The sequence below is a fragment of the Paenibacillus senegalimassiliensis genome (genome assembly GCF_001486585.1).
GTDB lineage: Bacteria > Bacillota > Bacilli > Paenibacillales > Paenibacillaceae > Fontibacillus > Fontibacillus senegalimassiliensis.
The window spans coordinates 678,001-697,980 of the sequence record NZ_LN909046.1 but is presented as its reverse complement, the minus strand read 5'-3'; the positions used below and the strand labels follow the sequence as shown (position 1 = coordinate 697,980).

The window sequence follows — 19,980 nt, the reverse complement described above, 5'->3', positions numbered from 1 at the left end:
GTCATCTCAATCTAAGCTTATGGGTAGAAAGGACGATTCTCTTATGAAGCTAAAATTATCAAGATTCATTGCTATCCTCATCTTGGTTCTACCCGGTATCGCAGCAATGACTGGCTTTCTGAAGATGAAAGACGCCTTGTTCGACTATATGTCTGACCACGGCAACGATGCTCTGAGTCGTGTCACCTTTGATTGGCTGGAATTTGGACTGGGCTTCGCCCTGTTTGTTGCTGGTGCCGGTTTCTTGGGAGGCTGGATCTTCTTCCGTGACCGCAAGCGCAATTATTTAGGACCCAGATTTCGCGATAAGCAAGCGGCGGTGGAGGATAATTCCTCGCAGTCTTGAACTTAAACACACTGGAACTTGAACGCATGGAAATAAATAAACCTCTTGCCCCAATCATTCGGCGGAAGAGGTTTTCTGTTTTATTCGTATAATGCATCCTTCAGCTTGGTTGACATCCGTGATCCACTCTGTCCCGACACCCGCAGCAACGCCTTGCGCAGCCTAAGATTTTCCGCCGTTACCTGTTCAAGACGCTCCAAAATTTCCTGAACCCATTGCCGTTCATTATCCCCTAGCGTCGCCTGCTCCAGCTTATCGCTGTACGCAGCCAAGTCAAACTCGTTCGTCATGCTATTCATTTCCTCTCTCAACATTCTAATGCTTGCATGCAGCATGCTCAACGGCCTGGGTCAGCAACGAAATGACATGCTCATCGTCACAGCTATAATATACCGTATTAGCTTCTCTGCGAAATTTTACCAGCCTTAAGTTACGCAGCAGGCTTAATTGGTGCGAAACTGCGGATTGTGATAACCCTAACACTTCCGAGATATGATTCACAGAGCATTCCTCTTCTGAAAGCAAATGAAGGATTCTGATCCGGGTTGGATCGGACAACGTTTTGAAGATGGTTGAAACCTGCTCCAAAATGTCCGGATTTAACAAATGATGGACCTCTTTCTTCACCAAGGGTTCCCCTTTCCAATGTACCAACAGTCAATATGATTACTTGCTCATGCAAAGAATAATCTTGTAATCCAGGATTGTCAAGCTTGGACCCACGCTGTAAAATAGGTCTGAATTCGGGAAGAACCCCGTAGAAGGAGGCTGTCTGCACATGACATCCAGCATGAGCATAGACAATATCCCATGGCATCGTCTGACGACCGCCTACGGCAAAGGAACAAAAATCCCTACCTTGATTGAGGCGAAGCAATATCATCAATTAGCTGCCCTCATCGAACACCAGAGCACCTTATGGCAAGTGACCCCATGGGTATTGCTTGTCCTGCTAAACAGGCTGCCTGAGCAACCCCTGGAACAATTGAGCATGGAAGAATTGCTCTTATATAAAGCCGTCGCTTCCGTAATCCCTTTGGAAGAAATGAGTCCAGAGCGAGCCGTTGCTTCCCTCGACGAGCTACTTGATGAACGTTATTTATGGCCACTGGACGAAGAGGAAAGTGAACTGGAATGGGAAAAGGATGAGCCAAAAGGTTACGATCCCCAGGCTTTTCTGAGCTATTATTATTTCAGCTACATATTACTATGTGATGCCATCCCTCTGTTCAAGACCCTCATGACCCACCAGCCTGAACAGCGTGAACTGCTGGAAGAATTGGTCGGCTTGTTGCAGCCTGAAGGTTGAGTATAAAGATTTAAATCTAATGAGCAAAGGCCCTGTATTGGCAAAATAACCTTCAAGCCCACTGTGCAAGAGGGAATGAAAAGATACAGTATATTTATCAAAAAGTAGTTCTCCACCGCATTGTGCAGCAATCTCTAATAGGATAGCTCTAGCAGTTACTCCCTCTTTTAGTCGATACTAACTTTAATAATGTTGGTGGGGATTCTGTATGTATAAATCCACCTTAAAAAACAGTAAATGAAAGATAATATTACCTGTTTGTATGAATGGGCTTTTATCGTTGTTGAGAACAGTTGAAAATTTGAATGTATATGTACCATTAATACTCTCTGTGAACTCTTCATTAAAATAATTATCAATCACCGCTAAAAGCTGCTTTCTAACCTCTGTACTTCCCTTCTGAATAACCCAAAGTAGACCTTCTGTAAAGTCCGACTCTGACAGATCATTTTAAAAAGACGACACCACCAAGGGTATCGTCCACTATTAAATATTACATGCAGAGACCTTCTATGTTTACTTTAGATGTGACTTTCATGTGATGCCTCCTTATTGTTCGGCTAAAAATGAACCATCGAATATAACCGATGCAAGTGTTGTGCCTGTTGAACAGGCGGCTACATATACCTCGCCGCTGGGTTCAATAGTGATTGCTATGGCCTGTGCATTTAAGCCAAGTTCATTGGCGTTTGTACCAGAAACATATACTCTTGTACGCGGCCGATATCCAGAAGGAAGCACAAACATAATTGTTCCCTGTGGAAGAACCCCAACTAAAGCAAAGGATAGCCAAACACGACCGCTACTATCTTTGTAGTATCCGTTGTGATTTACTCCTAGGTTGTTATAATAAAAACCATTGATTAAAGTAGGCATAATCCATCCCGGCGCATCCTTCTCCTCCTTCTTCTGCTCCACGACTGACACCCGTTGCAGGGCTTCGGTCACTCCTACGGTAAGGTCGCTAATCTGTGTCTTTTCGTTGGCCGCTAGCGTGCCTGTGATCGGGACAACCTGCGATTTGTCCAGCTTGATGTAGGTTACACTGTAGGCTGCGGATTGGTCGTAGTTTTCCGCGTTAAGACTCGCCCATACAGGTCCGTTCGAAATTTCTAGTGGTGTACCTGGCGTTCTAAATCCCGATGCATCCGGGTAGATGTGGGCGCTATTTTTATACAACGCATTAATTAGTGCGGCTCTATATTTCAGGGGATACATAGCCCCGTTAAAGGTAGCGACACCGTTACTTGCCACAGAAGCGGCATTACGTTCCCACAAAACAATGCCTGTACCTACTTCTACCATGTTGTCACCTTCGGACAGTATCAGCGATCCTTCCGTTACTACGGGTTCAATGGTTTCTTTGGCTAGGCGGAAAAGAAGATTGTAAGGTGCCCAAGTATCGTAATTATTGGCCAAGATAGACGGAACTTCCCTCATTAGATAGGTCGCATCAAAAGCATCTCCCAAACGAGATATCGGATACCACCCTTTTGTACCAACTCCATTATAGGGAGCAACTCTTGCCCCCTCAGTTCTATACATCTTCCACCCGTTAAAATACGCCTTAATCTCGTCTTGTGTTGGTATGTAGTCGTCTCCCCAACCGCTATCAACGTTAGAAATAGTAATATGAATGCCGTTTTTGTACATTAGGCTTTGATCCGCTCCTGTATAAGAGGCAGTTATTCTGTTAGTCAAGAGTGCTCCTGTGTATTTAGTTACATAGGTAATGTAATCTACAGCCGATATTGTCCCGTCTCGAACATAAACAGGCTTATAGGTAGGAGCAACATTCCCCATATCAACATTCCAATCTAACAGCCCTCCCAGCACAAACTTCTTCCATTTGGCCAACTTGAGGTGTTCCCCGTTTTCCTTAAATAGTACATCCGGTTCACTACCATTCATAGGGTTAGCGTGTAACTCCATCTGGAAGGCGAGCATGGATTTACGTTGTGGCTGGAATGGCTGCGGATCTGATCCGATGGTGAGCATTGGGTTTGCAAGTGTGTAAGCTACATTCGACCCTATCTCGATAGAGCTTAAATACACGGAAATCTCTGTGAAAGTTCCGCTGTTAAATTGAATAAACTGTTCCTCCGTATATGGAACAATCGACTCTGTTCCTTCGCCATTTGCAATAGAAATTTTCATATTGTGGTTGCATGTAAAAAAATAGTTTGAATTGGCTACTACAGATACCTTGTAACTTATGAATTGCCATCCATCAGCAGCCTTTTGATCGATTGTCATTTGATATGGTGCTTCAACCTTTTTGGCGCTGCTCCCAAGCCACGTCCACTCATAAAACGGCGGTAGCAGATTACCGGACGTATTAATTAAGTAAGGAGATTCTACGCCGATAATGCCAGAAGGGACAAATGGATACTTTGCAGCTAATTGGTCGGCCATCATATTGTCTATCTCGTTATATTCATCCTCAGTAATTTCGTACATGCGGACAGCGTCAAAATACCCATATTGTCCTGATTCTCCTTGAACATTAAGGTTTGCCCCAAAAACTGAGTTGTCGGCACTAGGTGCATATTTCAAGTAAGACAATTCAAATTTATCGGTTGCTGTCACAGTGTTCCCGCTAAGATTTGTCAAGGGGGATTCAGTGTAAATATTAACCCGAACCCCATCAGTGGCGTTTCCGTTTTTGGCGTCGCAAAGAAAGATGTAATATTTCCCTACTTTAAGCGGGCTATTAACGACTTTGGATGCAGATCCATTTGTGTCTTTTATTTCAACTTTTAACCCAGTGGAACCATGAGTATGATTTCCTGCATCAACACTAATTGTACCTTCGTTCCCCCACCATTGACTTATTTGCTCACCTGGAAGTCCGCTATCCCCTAGTAGAGTAACTAACGTTCGTCCCTGCATTTCTGCTAAATTAAATCGTGCATCCTTCTCCGCATGAATAATCTGTAAGCCCGGCTGCAAGGTAACCGGGGATGTATCAGCGGTATCTAGACGATCCCTAATTTCCGCTTGTAGGTGATTAATCTCCTGTCCAATGTCATTAATATCCTCCGGTTCTACTGTATCCGTTAATGTCCAATCTGTTTTTGCCATGAATGAATACCTCCGCTCTTTATAATTCGCAGCAAGTTCCTGTCCTGCTACGTTCATTCTATAAGAAGCTTGGGGGTATTTATCGGCCTTATTGCGGACGGAAAGAGGACATGAAAAGGACAGAAATGTGCTAACGAAGCCGTGTGGTTTATTTTTAGATATTTGCTGATTTTCAAAGATTGATTAAATTGAAATTCAAAATCAGGCATAGAAAATGCTCCTCTACTGGTTATTTAGCCTAACCAATAAAGGAGCAAAATCAATACATATTAACAGTAAATGTTTAGAGGCATAGAGCAAAGCCCTATTCCTCATCCTTTCAAGAAACTTTATGCTCAATTCTAAGCTTGTCGGCAACCATGGCAATAAATTCGCTGTTGGTTGGCTTCGACTTGCTGATGTTGATGGTATAACCAAATAAATGGCTGATGCTGTCGATGTTGCCGCGCGTCCATGCGACTTCAATAGCATGACGGATGGCGCGTTCGACACGGGAAGGCGTAGTCTTGAATTTTTCGGCAATTGCAGGATACAATGTTTTGGTTATAGCCCCAAGAATTTCAATGTTGTTGTACACCATCGTAATAGCTTCGCGCAGATATTGATATCCTTTAATATGCGCAGGAACGCCGATTTCATGAATAATCGATGTAATGTTTGCGTCCAAATTTTTTCCTTTGCCGAGCGGAACTACGTTGGATTTCACGAATGAGGAGGATGCCCCACCGCTCGTCAGGCTTTGCACGCCTACAAGCTGGCGAATCCGGTTCGCTAGAACCTCCATGTCAAAAGGTTTTAAAATGTAGTAAGAAGCGCCAAGCTGAACGGCACGCTGCGTGATGTTCTCTTGACCGAAGGCGGTCAGCATGATGATTTTAGGCTGCGGATTCAGATTGAGGTCACGTATTCGTTCGAGCACTCCCAGTCCATCCAGATGAGGCATGATGATGTCCAGGATTAGGACGTCCGGCACCTTGGCCGCGTTATCGATCATCTCCAGCACTTCTTCTCCGTTATATGCGATTCCTGAGATGACCATATCGTCTTGCTCCGAGATGTATTCCGCAAGCAAATTCGTAAATTCTCGATTATCATCCGCCAACAACACTTCGATTTTATGCACTGCCTACTTCCTCCTTCAAAATAAATAAATGTATTCAAGCTCTTCTCTTTCCCAAGAATAAGGATTCGACATGCAAAAGTAAATTCCTTCTGTCGAAAATTATTTTTCTTTATTTTTTTACGGTATTAAGTTATAATAATTTATTTATTTACATAAAGTGATGATGTTCGCAGCCTTTCGACAAATGCATACAGATTTTTCTTCATGAATGTCGAGACCCAACCATACCAGAAACATAAAAAAATCTCAAGGCAGCATTTAGCTGGCCTTAAGATTTTGAGTTGATTCTGGTTGACCTTTCAGTATTCCGGCATCCTGGAGCATCCATTCAATGAAGCACCCATACCCGGATCGCGGGTCATTAACGAATACGTGAGTGACTGCACCAATTAACTTGCCGTTTTGCAGGATAGGACTGCCGCTCATCCCTTGCACAATCCCACCGGTCTTCTCAACTAAACGCGGATCTGTAATACGAAGGACAAGTCCTTTGGTTTCAGGAGCATGTTGTTTGGATACATGGACAATTTCAACCTTGAAGCGCTCTACACGTTGCCCTTCCACCACCGTAAGTATTTCCGCCGGACCTTCCTTGACTTCTTCGGCAAATGCGACGGGAACAGGTTTCTGGAAGACGCTATGCTCCGGGTTTTGCGTCATCTTGCCAAATATCCCGAAATGCGTATTACGCTCAATATTGCCTAATGTTTTTCCCTCTTTCAAAAAATGAGCTCGTTTCTCGCCAGGTTCTCCGCTTTCGCTTTTCGATATTGAGGTGACACTGGACTGCAGAATTTGACCACTCCCCACCACAATGGGGGTTTGGGTGTTCATATCGGTAATGATGTGCCCTAGCGCACCATATACCCCCTGATCGGGCGCATAGAACGTTAGGGTGCCAACTCCGGCAGCGGAGTCCCGAATGTACAATCCCAATCTCCATGCCCGGTCTTGCTTATCAAAGGCTGGGCTTAACGAGGTATTGAACTCCTTATCCCCACGTTTGTAGGTAATCTGCAATGGACGTTTGCTTTTGCCCGCTTCGGCTGCGGTATTAGCCACATCGCTAATATCCTTGAGCTTGACCCCATTGATATGCGTGATCAAATCGCCGGCTTGAATGCCGGCTTGCTCACCGGGAGAAACCTTATCCGCTTCGGTAAGTACCTGATGATGTCCTACGACAAGAATGCCAGCGGATTTCACCTTAACTCCAATCGTCTGTCCCCCCGGTATCACCTTTAACTCGGGAATGACATTGACTTTGACTGTCTTGAGAGGAATTTGACCGAATAATTTCATACGGAGCTTGGCTTCTCCGCTCTGAAGCGTCGAGAGCTTGAGGGGACTCCCCAATGATACTTTCATGGAGGGGTTAGCCTGATCGTTCAATTGAACGACATCAGGTCGGTCCACACTAATTTCAGCTTGTACCGGTATTGCTAAAGAAATCTGTGTCCCCTGGCCTTGGAACAGGCGCAATTCGTCCGGTAGAGCAGGCAAACGCCCTTCAGCGGCGGACGTACCGATAAAACAAAAGAAGAAGGCAAGAAAAAGACCGAGCATTCTTTTCCTGAGGTTCGGGTTCAATGGCTGTCACGCTCCCTTAACTTCTTCGCTTGACGAAAAGGTGGTCGCCAATTGCGTACCTATAAGATACCCCCGGTCAGGTGTTTTATTACTGTCAATCATTGTGCCGCACGGAATAAACCATCCTTTTGTTCCTGCGCCAGCTTGAGCATTTCCTGGGCATGATGTTGCGTTTTCTCCGTTATTTCTACCCCTCCGAGCATCCGAGCCAGTTCGTTCACTCGGCCTGCTTCATCAAGGGCTTCAACCTGGGTCATCGTCCGACCATCGGCCACAATCTTCTCAATAAGATACTGACGATCGGCCATACAGGCGACCTGTGGCAAGTGGGTAATTGCAAACACCTGACACATCGTCGACAAGCGTGCCAGCTTATCAGCAATGGCTTGTGCCGCGCGTCCACTAACTCCCGTATCCACCTCATCGAAGATTAATACCGGAACTTGCTCGTGCCTTGCAAAAATGCTCTTGAGTGCCAGCATAATCCGCGATAGCTCCCCACCTGAAGCAATTTTGCCCAAGGGACGCAATGGTTCTCCCGGATTGGGCGAGATTAAGAACTCCGCCGTATCAATACCATTCTTGCCAGGACGAACCCGCCGTCCTTCCCATTCCAGCCCTTGACGATCCTCGGTCCATGACAGCTTCACCTGCATACTGGTTCGGTCCATTTGCAAGTCTTTAAGCTCCCCTTCAATTTGCGCAGCAAGTTCATCGGCAATCTTGCGTCGCAATGCGCTCAGCTTAACAGCTTGCTTCAACAACTTGGAGCCCAGCTTCTCACGCTGAGCTTGCAATTGCTCCAGTCGCTCATCCTTATTCTCAAGCGCATCTGTTTCCTGACGTATCTTGTTGTAGTAATCCAGAATCCCGCCAATGTCATCGCCATACTTGCGCCGCAGGGTAGAGATGAGGTTAAGTCGTTCCTCTACTTCATCAAGCCGCTCGGGATTAAATTCAATGTTCTCACGATAGCTGCGGAGGCCAAATGAAGCATCCTCCAGTTGATAATACGCCGATTGCAATTGTTCCAGAAGTGGTCCGACTCCCTTGCTGTCATAAGAAGTTACATCGTTCAAGCGCGAGACGGCCTTGGCTATGGCGTCCAAACCGCTGGGACCGTACAGCAAATCATACGCACTTGAAATTGAATCCATCATCTTCTCGCTGTGGGATAGTTTCACCTTTTCTTCCAGAAGCCATTCATCCTCACCGGGCTTTAACTCGGCCGCGGCGATTTCCTTTAGCTGAAAACGATACAAATCCAGCATTTGCAGCGCCTGTTGGCTAGTATTTCGCAATTCATCATATTCCTTGTCAATATGTACAAACTCGTTGTAGGTCGTCTTGTACTCTGCTTTGACCGAAGCAATTGTCTCGGCGCCATAAGCATCAAGCAGCTCTAAATGAAGCTCAGGACGAAGCAAAGTCTGGTGCTCATGTTGACCATGCAAGTTAATCAATCCCCCGCCAACTTCGCGCAGCATGGACAAATTAACCAATTGACCGTTGATGCGTGCTGAGCTCTTGCCTTGTAGGCTAATCTCCCGGCGGACAATAAGCAACTCCCCCGGATCTGCGGTGATGCCTAGTCCCTCCAGTATAGACCACACCGGATGTGTCTCAGACACATCGAAGGAGGCCTCCATTTCTGCCTTATCGCAACCGTAGCGAATCAGATCCGCGGAGCCACGGCCGCCAGCAATCAAGCCCAGGGCATCGATGATAATCGACTTGCCTGCGCCTGTCTCCCCTGTCAACACGTGAAACCCGGAACCAAATGAAACCTCGACTTCTTCAACCACCGCCAAATTGCGAATGGACAAATGAACCAACATGCGAGGCACTCCTCCCCTATACCGAATCCGTTATGATATGTAGCCCATAATCTGTCCGATCACAAAAACACTGTACTCCTCATTTCGGCAAATCAGCAAAATCGTATCATCGCCACAGATCGTTCCCAGCAAATCCGGCCACTCCATGTTATCGAGCAGTACAGCCACGGAATTTGCGGTCCCGGGCAAACACTTCATGACCACCAAATTACCGGTGTAATCGATGTGTACGAAGCTGTCCACCAATGCACGTTGCAGCTTCTGTACCGGATTATAGCGCTGGGCTGTTGGCATGGAATATTTATATCGTCCATCATCCGTAGGAACCTTAATGAGCATTAATTCCTTAATGTCCCGCGACACCGTCGCCTGCGTCACCTGATATCCGTTCTCCCGTAACGCTTCCACCAGATCATCCTGGGTTTCGATTTCCCTTGATGAGATAATTTCGCGAATTTTGATTTGTCGTTGACCCTTCATTCTGCCCTCCATAAGCCCTTCAAGGCTGTTTCTTCTTCATCTTCGTCTGTTGTCAGGACGATTTCCTTCAATTCTCCCTGGTCCGGATCTACGTACAGAACACCAGCGCACTCGGGATACAGCAGCAAGTAGGGCAGTAATTCCCTGCGAACGCCACTGCCTGTCCATTCGATGGACAAACGCTCCCGTGCGATTCTTACCAAATAGAATTCCCCGTTCTTGACCGCAATATAGTCAATGAACAAGCGGCTGTGCACAATCTCGCGATTAACGCGAAAAGCAAGCGGCACCTTCAGCTTATCGCTGACCACCTCATATCCCGCTTGTTCAAGCAGCTCTACGGCAGGATGCTCCAGAATTTCCTCGTTCATTTCAAAGCCGATGCCTGATCTTAACGTAAACGGCTTGCGGACCCAAACACGAAAGCCGCGATACAATAAATAAAATCCAATTCCCGCAATCAGCAACATGAGAAGACCATCTGCGTTCGCACCCACCGCAATCACCTCAACCCTTATTTCGACGCAACTGCGGAAAGCTCCTTCTGCCTGACCACCTAATTTGTCACAGAACTACAGACATTAACAGTCATTTTTCTATATTATAGGGAACTTATGTTCGTTTTTCAAGATGCTATATGGTAAAAAAAGACCCATCATTTTGATGGGCCTCCCGTAAAGGTATCCGCTGCTTCCCGTACAATTGCAGTAGCCATATCGTGTATACTCGCCTGTTGCTCGGTATTCACGGCTTCCTCATTTGAAGTATCATCCTCCAGCCTGAGATGGGCCAAAAATTCAATATTGCCTTCGCCCCCGGTAATAGGTGAGAACGTCAAGCCAGCAACTTTGAATCCGTGTGCCACCGCAAAACCAAGAACTGTGTTCAATACCTCCAGATGCACCTTCGGGTCACGAACCACCCCGGACTTGCCCACTTTCTCCCGCCCTGCCTCAAATTGCGGCTTAATGAGCGCGGCGATATCGGCCGGTCGCTTAAGCAAAGCTAGCAGGGGTGGCAAAATAATTTTGAGCGAGATAAAGGACACGTCAATGCTCGCAAAATCAGGCACAGGTCCGTTCAGATCCTCCGGTGTCATATAGCGGAAATTAGTTCGCTCCTTCACATTGACTCGTTCATCATTACGAAGCGACCAGTCAAGTTGATTGTAACCAACGTCAATCGCGTATACGTAGCTTGCTCCGTGCTGCAAAGCGCAATCCGTGAAACCGCCGGTGGAGGAACCGATATCCAGCATCGTTCTGCCTTCAAGCTTGATGTCAAAACGCTTTAAGGCCTTCTCCAGCTTCAGTCCCCCGCGGCTTACGTAAGGATGTACCGCGCCTTTGACCGATAGCACCGTATCGCGGGAAATTTTGGTCCCCGCCTTCTCCAGCCGTTCCTGTCCGCCAAACACCAGTCCGGCCATAATCGCAGCCTTGGCCTTTTCCCTGCTCTCAAAAAATCCCTGCTCCACCAGCAGGACGTCTAGTCGTTCCTTGGATACCGACATGCCAATCTCCCGTCTGCCTTAATAAGGGTTTACCTTCTTGCCATATGCCAAATGCTGCTTGGCACGAAATTTCTGCACTTCCTCCACTACACCCTCTGCCGTTAATCCCACTTCGGCAAGCTGATCCTTGATGCTGCCATGCTCGATAAAGCGATCCGGCACACCCATCAGGCTGATATCCAGCCCGGTAATTCCTTGCTCAGCGTAGTGCTCCAAAATGGCACTGCCCAGGCTTCCAGCCTGCGAGACTTCCTCAAGCACTACCATCTTGCCGCCCATTTGAGCCAATCTCGCCAACATTTCACCATCCAGTGGCTTTAAGAATCTTGCGTTGACTACAGAAGCTGAAATTCCTTCACGCTTAAGGAGTTCTGCCGCTTCCTCAGCTACTTGCACCATAGGACCAACAGCGATTAGCGTCAAGCTCTCACCCTCGCGCAACATCTCCCAGGTCCCAATTGGAATCGGCATCAATTTCTCATCCAAAGGAACACCCGGCACGTTGATACGTGGATATCGATATGCAATCGGACCTTCATTATATTCAAGCGCTGTCTTCATCATATGACGCAGTTCATTCTCGTCCTTAGGCATCATCAGTACCATGTTCGGAATATGACGCATGAACGCCACATCATAAACACCTTGATGCGTTTCACCATCCGCACCTACAAATCCAGCCCGGTCAATGGCGAACATCACGTTGGCATTATGACGGCAAATATCATGCACAATCTGATCGTATGCCCGTTGCATAAAGGTGGAATACACCGCGTAAACAGGCTTCATACCTTCCATCGCCATCGCCGCACACATCGTGGCTGCATGCTGTTCGGCAATACCCACATCAATCATGCGGTCAGGGAAGCGTTCCGCAAAGGGCACAAGACCGGAACCACCCGGCATTGCTGGCGTTACCGCCACAATTCGTTCATCCTGCTCAGCCAGACTGATGAGCGTTTGCCCAAACACCTCGGTGTACATCGGATTGCCTACAGCCTTAAGCACCTGGCCCGATTCAATCTTATAAGGCGGAATTCCGTGCCACTTATGAGAATCCTTCTCCGCCGGCTGGTACCCTTTCCCCTTGGTCGTTAGCACATGAACCAGAACGGGGCCACTAACGTTGTTCGCTTGCTTGAATGATTCAATCAAGCCTGGCAGATCATGACCGTCAACAGGTCCCAAATATTTAAAGCCGAGCTCTTCGAACAGCACGCCCGAAACCATCAGATACTTCAGGCTATCCTTCACCCGCTCCACCGTTTTGGCAACCTTGCCCCCGATGGCCGGAATTCGCTTAAGCAATTGCTCCACTTCGTCCTTGGCCCGCAAATAATTACGGTCTGAGCGAATTTTAGTCAGGTAATTATGCATGGCTCCCACGTTAGGGGCGATAGACATCTCATTATCATTGAGGATAACCATCAGGTCCTTCTTCTCATGCCCGATATGATTCAGGGCTTCAAAGGCCATCCCTCCGGTCAGAGCACCGTCGCCAATTATAGCAACCACCCGATGGGATTCCCCCTTGAGATCTCTGGCCAGTGCCATCCCCATTGCCGCAGAGAGCGATGTGCTGCTATGCCCGGCTTCCCATACGTCATGCTCGCTTTCGTTCCTCTTCACGAAGCCACATAATCCTCCGTGCTTGCGCAGCGAATCAAATTGGTCCATCCGCCCGGTCAGTATTTTATGTACATATGCCTGATGGCCTACGTCAAAAATAAATTTGTCCTGCGGACTGTTATAGCAATAGTGCAGGGCGATCGTCAATTCCACCACACCCAAATTAGAAGCCAAATGTCCACCGGTTACCGATAGTTTCTCGATTAGAAACTGACGGATCTCGGCAGCAAGCGGCTCCAGTTGCTCCAGGGACAAGTTTTTCAGATCGGCAGGCTCATGAATTTGTGAAAGCAGCACAGCCATCCCCCGCTTCCTTAAATGGATTTCTCAATTTCTCATGTTGATAATAGCCTTCATTATATCATAGGTGACGATGTTGTCGAAATCAGAAATCAATTAATGATCTCGATGCAACAGGAAATCGGCAATTTCCAGTAACCGTTGCGGATAAGGAATACAGCCTGCCTGAATAGCTTTCTTGGCTTCCGCGGTAAGGCGATCTGCCTCCGCACGAGAGCCATCAATCCCAAGGAAATAAGGATAGGTCACCTTCTCCTGCTTGATATCGCTTTGCGTCTTCTTGCCCAGCTTGCCTTCATCCCCTACTAAATCCAGAATATCATCCTGAATTTGAAAAGCATGACCCAGCGCTCGACCAAAGCGTTCCAAAGCTTCAAGTTGAGCTTCTGTAGCAGAAGCAATGCGCCCGCCTGCCTTGAGACAGAATACGATTAAATCGCCTGTCTTATGCTCATGGATGAATCGAAGTTGCTCCAGGGCAGTTAATCCCTGCTCTCCCTCCATATCAGCCACCTGTCCGCCCACCATCCCCGCAGGACCGGCAAAGCGAGATAGCTCCTCCACGATGGCCAAGACATTTTCGGCCGGCACGCCATGCGCGCTTCCGGCTTGCACTACACTGTAAAAGGCATGCGTTAACAACCCGTCTCCAGACAAAATAGCCATCGCTTCGCCGAATACTTTGTGGCTGGTTGGCTTGCCACGACGGAAATCATCATTATCCAAGGCGGGCAGATCGTCATGAATCAGTGAATACGTATGCACCATTTCCACGGCGCAGGCGACGGGCAAGGCAGCTTCCCGGCTGCCGCCCAACGCTTCCGCCGCAGCCACGACGAGCAGTGGACGCAATCTTTTTCCGCCTGCCATTAATGAGTATTCCATCGCTTTCCGCAGGTTCTCCGGAACTTCCCATGCTGCGGGAATGCTTGAGGTTAGCCCGGATATCACGGCGCGGCCAACCTCATTCATATATTCATCTAATGCTGTCTGCTTGTGCTGCTGCAAAAAGATCCCCGCTCTCTGTTCAGAAGTCACTTGGCTCGCCCAAGGGCGGCTGAAACGGCTGCTTAGCAATTTCGCCGTCCTCTTCGACTATCATCTCGATTTTACGCTCTACCTCGGCCAGCTTCTGTCCACATAGTTGCGAAAGCTGCATCCCCTGCTGGAACAAGTCAATTGCCTTCTCCAGCGGCACATCGCCTCGCTCCAACTCAGAGACGATATTCTCCAACTGCTGCATGGCCTCTTCGAAATTAACCTCCGGCTGTTCTGCCGTAATGTCAGCCTTTTCTGCCTGCTTCTTCATCTTTACCAGCTCCTTCCGCCCTCATGCCCCATACTTGGCAATCTAACTCTCCATCCGTCATAGCCACTCGTATCTTGTCCCCAAGCTCAACTTGGGCCAGTGATTTAACCAGCTTCGTGCCTGTTTCGTCATAGACAAGGCTATACCCCCGCCCCATCACCTTGAGGGGACTTAACGCATCCAGTTGACGAATATGTGCCGTTAGCTGACGTGAGCTATCTCGCAGCATGCTGAGCATCGATTGCCGCAGCAAACGGTCAGCGCCCTGCTGACGTTTTAGCGCGAATTGCAGCGTCTCCTGCGGATGATATCGCAGGAGGCGCTGACGCAGGCGGCCATGCGCCGCATCCGCCAGTTGCAGCCGCAGCCGATGCGGCACGGCCAGCTCGGCGGCCGCTGTGGGCGTTGCCGCCCGCAGGTCGGCGACAAAATCGGCGATCGTAAAATCGGTCTCATGGCCAACGGCCGAAATGACCGGAATCGCCGATTCGTAGATCGCACGAGCGACCTGCTCCTCATTGAACGCCCACAGCTCCTCGAGCGAGCCGCCGCCCCGGCCGACGATCAATACGTCGGCCTCGCCCATGTCGTTCAGGGTGCGAAGCGCCTTCACGATCGAGGGCGCTGCCCCTTTGCCCTGAACCAGCACGGGGTAGAGAACTACCGCCGCCTGCGGGTAACGCCGCGCCAGCGTGGTCAAGATATCCCTCACCGCCGCACCCGTCGGTGAGGTCACTACACCGATCGTGCGCGGATAGCGCGGCAGAGGCCGCTTCCGCTGCGGAGCAAACAGGCCTTCTCCCTCCAGCTTCTGCTTCAATTGCTCAAAGGCCAGATACAGGCTGCCGATGCCGTCCGGCTGCATATGCGTTGCATAGAACTGATATTGTCCATCCCGCTCGTAGACGGAGACGTTCCCGCGCGCGATGACCCGCGCGCCTTCCTTCGGCTTAAATGGGAGCCGCTGGTTATGCGAAGCAAACATGATGCATTTGATGCGACTGTCCGTATCCTTGAGCGTAAAGTACATGTGCCCGCTGGAGTGATGCGTGAAGTTGGAGATTTCTCCGCGAATCCAGACATCTGCCAGCGTCGCGTCGGATTCCAGCTTCATCCGCATATAGCGGTTTAATTCCTTAACCGATAAAATTCGCTGCGGCTGCACCAGAACCTCCCCTTTCCAGGCTAGTAACGCCCATACTGTAGCCTGTTAAGCCAGACCTTGCAGTCTCTTGGCCGCAATCAGTGTATTTTGCATCAACATCGTAATCGTCATCGGACCCACACCGCCAGGAACAGGTGTAATGGGGCCGGAGATTTCACGAACGCTTTCGTAATCCACATCTCCCGCCAGCTTGCCATTATCCAGACGGTTCATACCAACGTCGATAACAACGGCCCCAGGCTTCACATAGGAGGCATCCACAAAATTGGCTCGTCCAATAGCAACCACCAGGATATCTGCTTGCTGGGTCAATTCCTTCATATTGGCAGTGCGAGAATGACACATCGTAACCGTAGCGTTTTCCCGTTGCAGCAGCAGGGATACCGGCTTGCCGACGATATTGCTCCGCCCGATAACCACTGCATGCTTGCCCGAGATCGGGGTACCCGTGCGCTTGATTAGCTCAATAACGCCAGCAGGAGTGCAAGGTAACAGACTATCGTCACCAATGACCAGATTACCCACATTCACTGGATGGAAGCCGTCAACGTCCTTCTCTACCGAGATAGCATCAATGACCGACTTCTCCTCAATATGCCCAGGCAAAGGCAACTGGACCAGAATGCCGTGGATATTGGCTTGATGGTTCAGCTTATCCACCAGCGCTAGCAAATCTTCTTGCGAGGTCTCGGCTGGCAAACGGTGAACTTCAGAATAGTAACCCAAATCATGACAGGCCTTCTCTTTATTACGTACATAGACTTGAGATGCCGGATCTTCACCAACCAGCACGACTGCCAGCCCTGGCGTGAAGCCTTGCTTCACCAGTTGCTGCACTTCCTCGCGCAAACTTCCCCGAATATCCTCTGAAATTTGTTTTCCGTTAATGATAGGTGCTGACATGTCATCTCTCCTCTACTTTACTCTGTGAATTATCGTTTGCTCTTCAATTGCTCGACATCCTGAATCATCTTGCCAAGTACGCCATTCACGAATTTACCGGAATCTCCGGTTCCGAAGTGCTTGGCCAATTCAATAGCTTCATTGACAGCCACTTTGCCTGGAACGTCGTCACGAAATACCATTTCGTACGTTGCAAGCCGAAGCACCTGCCGATCCACTTTGGACAACCGGCTAAGCTGCCAGCCCTTCAGATAGTCAACCAACAATTCGTCAATGGCCTCTTTATGGCCCCAGGTTCCCCCGATCAGTTCCAGTACGAACGCTTTGGTCGCGTCGATATCGGACAATTCCACTTCACTTTCATTTTCCCCCGCCGCTTCCGTCAGCAGCATCATCACCGCTTCTTCCGCATCCACCTCATTCATTTCCATCTGGTACATGCTCTGTACCGCAATCTCTCTGGCTAATCGCCGTTTCATGGTTTTCCTCCTAAAATTAATCTTAAGCTGTGTATCCCATAGTTATCAGTATCCACAAAATGACGCTTCTATCTGCCACCTGAACAAAAAAAGACCCGTAACAGGCTTACTCCACAAAATGGGCAAGAATCGTTCCTCAGCTCTTTTCTGGAGAAAGCATATTACAGGGATCATTTAAAAGGGCGCCAGCGTGAAGACAACCATTCCCAAATCCGGCCCCAGGGCAGAAATGGGCCTCCCTCCAAGTCCTTCTGTTTGCCTACCGTGTATCCGATAAACAACAGTAAGGCACAGAACAGCATATTCCAAAATCCAAAAAACAGATAGATCGGACATAAGAACAGGGCCGCTGCTATTCCAAGCAAGCGTCCTTTATAATTCTCCCACAATTGCTTCCAGAACACCTTGCTGCTCACCTCTATTCAACCCGGCTTTTGATCACCGGTGAATGAACCAGATTGGCGATGTATACCGAGACATACGTTACAGGAATTCCCGTTATCTCCTCCACATGGTCATGAACCTGCTTCTGGACTTCTTCCGTCAGCGACGGAATGGAGCTTTCTCCATCTACCATGGCACGAACTACAATTTCCAGACCCGCTTCTGTAATTCGAATACGCGTCTTGACTTCCTTGATGCCACGAACACGGGATGCCGCCTTGTACGACAGATTTTCAATCGTCTCTACCGAAATTTGAATATCGCCATATTCCGTCCGCTGATCGATTGAAGACATCGACGCCCGATCTCTGCGCACCGATATGTAGAAAAAACGGATGCTAAGCAGCAGCAAAATGATGACAACCGTCCAGGCACTAATGTAATAAGCTTGGTGCTTCAGGACATTCTCACCCAAAGGCAAGACCTTTGTCAGCAGAAGAATCGCAAACAGAGCCAATATGGCAATACTCAAGCTATAGATAAACAGCAACAATCGATCTAAAATTTTGGCCACGACAAGTACAGCCTCCTTGGTGCAGCGTGTCCACGCTGAAAATTACAGTAAACCCCTGACCCAGAACGGTCGGGGGTTCATGATCCAACATTATTTCACCCGGTGAGCCGGCTCCAATTCTTCAACGCGCTCCGTTGTTTTGAAGATGACGTCGTGAATATGTACGTTCACTTCCACTACGTTCAGTCCCGTCATCGTCTCGATCGAGCGTTTGACATTGCGTTGAATTTCTGAAGCTACTTCAGGCAGACGATTGCCATACTCCACAATTACCGATACGTCAACGGCCGCTTCGCGTTGTCCAACTTCCACCTTAACACCCTTGGACAGGTTCTTTCTGCCGAGCAGTTCAGCGATGCCTCCGGCAAAACCTCCGCTCATTCCAGCGACACCCTGGACTTCAACAGTAGCCAGGCCAGCGATGACTTCGATAACCTCTGGTGCAATCTGAATCTCACCGATATCTGTACGTTCGAATTCCGTAGGCAATGTGCTCATTCTATTCATCCACCTCTCAATAAGTATGACGCCGCAATAGCGTTAGAGCCGCGCACTTATTATACATACTATATCATTTTGGGTTCATTATGACAAACGAGTAAGCAGCTTCTTAAATCTCGTTTTCTTCCAAAAATTTAATATCAAAATCACCCTTAAGGAAGGCAGGGTGCTCCAGCAATCTCTGATGAAAAGGAATGGTCGTATGAATGCCTTCAATAGCAAATTCAGATAAGGCCCGCTTCATCTTGGCAATAGCTTCTTCCCGCGTTGCTCCCCAGACGATCAGCTTTGCGATCATGGAATCATAATGCGGAGAAATCGTATAACCAGGATACGCGCCGCTGTCTACACGCACACCAGGACCTCCCGGCGGCAAGTAAAATCCGATCTTCCCAGGGGAAGGCATGAAGTTACGTGAAGAATCCTCAGCGTTAATGCGGCACTCAATAGACCAACCGTTCAGTTCAACATCATCCTGACTGAACGAAAGAGGGTTGCCCTCAGCTACGGAGATCATCTCCTGAATCAGATCGATACCCGTAACCATTTCTGTAACCGGATGCTCAACCTGGATTCGGGTATTCATCTCCATGAAGTAGAAATGACCGTCAGGGCTAAGCAGGAATTCCAGCGTTCCCGCCCCCGAATAATTCACGGCAAGTGCTGCGCGCACAGCGGCCTCCCCCATCTCACGACGCTTCTCCTCCGTAAGAATTGGGCAAGGCGCCTCTTCAATCAGCTTCTGGCGGCGACGCTGAATCGAGCAATCCCGCTCGCCCAGATAAGCCGCATTACCGTGCTTGTCGGCGATAATTTGAATTTCTACATGCTTCATACCGGTCAGATATTTCTCTAGATACACACCGGCATTACCGAATGCCTTCTGAGCTTCCTGTTGTGCGGTCGTAATCTGCTTGATGAGCGAACTCTCGTCCTCCGCGATACGGATTCCTTTGCCTCCGCCACCGGCAGTAGCCTTGATAATGACAGGATAACCAATATCCCGGGCGATCATGATTGCTTCATCAATGTCCTCAACGAGTCCGTCCGTACCAGGAATAACCGGTACCTTGGCATCCTTCATCGTCTGCTTCGCTACGGCCTTATCCCCCATACGGGTAATAGCCTCGGGAGATGGACCGATAAACGTAATGTTGCACGAGCCGCAGATTTCGGCGAAATCGGCATTCTCGGCCAAAAATCCATAACCTGGATGGATGGCATCACATTCCGTCAAAGTAGCAACGCTCATCAGATTGGTCAAATTCAGGTAACTGTCCTTGGACAAGGTAGGCCCGATGCAATAGGCTTCATCAGCCAGCCGCACATGCAGCGAATCCTTATCTGCCTCGGAATATACCGCCACCGTGGAAATGCCCAGTTCGCGGCAGGCGCGAATAATCCGAACCGCAATTTCGCCGCGGTTTGCGATTAATATTTTATGAAATTTCAT

At 48.6% G+C, this 19,980-nt stretch carries 21 protein-coding genes; 2 read left to right on the top strand and 19 right to left on the bottom strand.

All coding sequences use genetic code 11. The features are described from left to right. Positions 1–43: 43 nt before the first annotated feature. The gene (locus BN3279_RS17220) at positions 44–346 is read left to right on the top strand and encodes a DUF2627 domain-containing protein (protein ID WP_059052385.1); all 303 of its coding nucleotides are present in this window, start codon (positions 44–46) and stop codon (positions 344–346) included. 80 nt (positions 347–426) lie between these two features. Here the strand turns inward: BN3279_RS17220 and BN3279_RS17215 are convergent, their stop codons facing one another. Continuing rightward, positions 427–645, bottom strand: a complete 219-nt coding sequence (locus BN3279_RS17215; protein WP_232436877.1) for a hypothetical protein — start codon at positions 643–645, stop codon at positions 427–429. A gap of 16 nt (positions 646–661) precedes the next feature. Then, positions 662–973: an ArsR/SmtB family transcription factor gene (locus BN3279_RS17210; protein WP_059052383.1), complete on the bottom strand. Its 312-nt coding sequence runs from the start codon at positions 971–973 to the stop codon at positions 662–664. 151 nt (positions 974–1,124) lie between these two features. Here BN3279_RS17210 and BN3279_RS17205 point away from each other — a divergent pair, with 151 nt between their 5' ends. Continuing rightward, positions 1,125–1,655 (top strand): hypothetical protein, encoded by a 531-nt coding sequence (locus tag BN3279_RS17205; protein ID WP_059052382.1) that lies wholly within the window; start codon positions 1,125–1,127, stop codon positions 1,653–1,655. Between the two features lie 549 nt (positions 1,656–2,204). On the opposite strand, the gene BN3279_RS17200 is transcribed toward BN3279_RS17205, so the two are convergent. The 17 genes from BN3279_RS17200 to accC all read right to left on the bottom strand — a co-directional run bounded on the left by BN3279_RS17200 (position 2,205) and on the right by accC (position 19,980). Further along, complete coding sequence (locus tag BN3279_RS17200) at positions 2,205–4,739, bottom strand: hypothetical protein (protein WP_059052381.1); 2,535 nt, start codon at positions 4,737–4,739, stop codon at positions 2,205–2,207. A gap of 319 nt (positions 4,740–5,058) precedes the next feature. After that, positions 5,059–5,862 (bottom strand): sporulation transcription factor Spo0A, encoded by an 804-nt coding sequence (gene spo0A, locus BN3279_RS17195; protein WP_059052380.1) that lies wholly within the window; start codon positions 5,860–5,862, stop codon positions 5,059–5,061. Positions 5,863–6,120: 258 nt separating this feature from the next. After that, complete coding sequence (spoIVB, locus tag BN3279_RS17190; RefSeq protein ID WP_059052379.1) at positions 6,121–7,452, bottom strand: SpoIVB peptidase; 1,332 nt, start codon at positions 7,450–7,452, stop codon at positions 6,121–6,123. A 98-nt stretch (positions 7,453–7,550) separates the two neighbouring features. Further along, positions 7,551–9,290: a DNA repair protein RecN gene (recN, locus tag BN3279_RS17185; protein ID WP_059052378.1), complete on the bottom strand. Its 1,740-nt coding sequence runs from the start codon at positions 9,288–9,290 to the stop codon at positions 7,551–7,553. Positions 9,291–9,320: 30 nt separating this feature from the next. After that, on the bottom strand, positions 9,321–9,770 hold the full coding sequence (gene ahrC, locus BN3279_RS17180) for a transcriptional regulator AhrC/ArgR (protein ID WP_059052377.1): 450 nt from the start codon (positions 9,768–9,770) through the stop codon (positions 9,321–9,323). Continuing rightward, the gene (locus tag BN3279_RS17175) at positions 9,767–10,240 is read right to left on the bottom strand and encodes a hypothetical protein (protein ID WP_059052376.1); all 474 of its coding nucleotides are present in this window, start codon (positions 10,238–10,240) and stop codon (positions 9,767–9,769) included. Before BN3279_RS17175 ends, ahrC begins: the two co-directional genes overlap by 4 nt. A 185-nt stretch (positions 10,241–10,425) precedes the next feature. Then, positions 10,426–11,283, bottom strand: coding sequence for a TlyA family RNA methyltransferase (locus BN3279_RS17170; RefSeq protein ID WP_059052375.1), 858 nt, complete (start codon positions 11,281–11,283; stop codon positions 10,426–10,428). Between the two features lie 18 nt (positions 11,284–11,301). Then, positions 11,302–13,215 (bottom strand): 1-deoxy-D-xylulose-5-phosphate synthase, encoded by a 1,914-nt coding sequence (gene dxs / locus BN3279_RS17165; RefSeq protein ID WP_392396875.1) that lies wholly within the window; start codon positions 13,213–13,215, stop codon positions 11,302–11,304. Positions 13,216–13,308: 93 nt separating this feature from the next. Beyond that, on the bottom strand, positions 13,309–14,184 hold the full coding sequence (locus tag BN3279_RS17160; protein WP_059054505.1) for a polyprenyl synthetase family protein: 876 nt from the start codon (positions 14,182–14,184) through the stop codon (positions 13,309–13,311). A gap of 55 nt (positions 14,185–14,239) precedes the next feature. Next, entirely contained in the window at positions 14,240–14,521 is a 282-nt protein-coding gene (gene xseB, locus BN3279_RS17155; protein WP_059052374.1) for an exodeoxyribonuclease VII small subunit, read from the bottom strand. Beyond that, positions 14,496–15,686 carry an exodeoxyribonuclease VII large subunit gene (gene xseA / locus BN3279_RS17150; RefSeq protein WP_187377813.1) on the bottom strand — a complete coding sequence of 397 codons (1,191 nt, stop codon included), beginning with the start codon at positions 15,684–15,686 and terminating at the stop codon, positions 14,496–14,498. The genes xseB and xseA overlap by 26 nt, the downstream gene beginning before the upstream one ends. Positions 15,687–15,731: 45 nt before the next feature. After that, complete coding sequence (folD, locus tag BN3279_RS17145; RefSeq protein WP_059052373.1) at positions 15,732–16,589, bottom strand: bifunctional methylenetetrahydrofolate dehydrogenase/methenyltetrahydrofolate cyclohydrolase FolD; 858 nt, start codon at positions 16,587–16,589, stop codon at positions 15,732–15,734. Positions 16,590–16,618: 29 nt separating this feature from the next. Further along, positions 16,619–17,068, bottom strand: a complete 450-nt coding sequence (nusB, locus tag BN3279_RS17140; protein WP_059052372.1) for a transcription antitermination factor NusB — start codon at positions 17,066–17,068, stop codon at positions 16,619–16,621. A gap of 170 nt (positions 17,069–17,238) precedes the next feature. Continuing rightward, positions 17,239–17,484, bottom strand: coding sequence for a DUF2273 domain-containing protein (locus BN3279_RS17135; RefSeq protein ID WP_392396874.1), 246 nt, complete (start codon positions 17,482–17,484; stop codon positions 17,239–17,241). Positions 17,485–17,486: 2 nt separating this feature from the next. Continuing rightward, entirely contained in the window at positions 17,487–18,026 is a 540-nt protein-coding gene (gene amaP / locus BN3279_RS17130) for an alkaline shock response membrane anchor protein AmaP (RefSeq protein ID WP_059052370.1), read from the bottom strand. Between the two features lie 90 nt (positions 18,027–18,116). Further along, positions 18,117–18,524, bottom strand: a complete 408-nt coding sequence (locus tag BN3279_RS17125) for an Asp23/Gls24 family envelope stress response protein (protein ID WP_059052369.1) — start codon at positions 18,522–18,524, stop codon at positions 18,117–18,119. 112 nt (positions 18,525–18,636) lie between these two features. Beyond that, positions 18,637–19,980 carry an acetyl-CoA carboxylase biotin carboxylase subunit gene (accC, locus tag BN3279_RS17120; protein ID WP_059052368.1) on the bottom strand — a complete coding sequence of 448 codons (1,344 nt, stop codon included), beginning with the start codon at positions 19,978–19,980 and terminating at the stop codon, positions 18,637–18,639.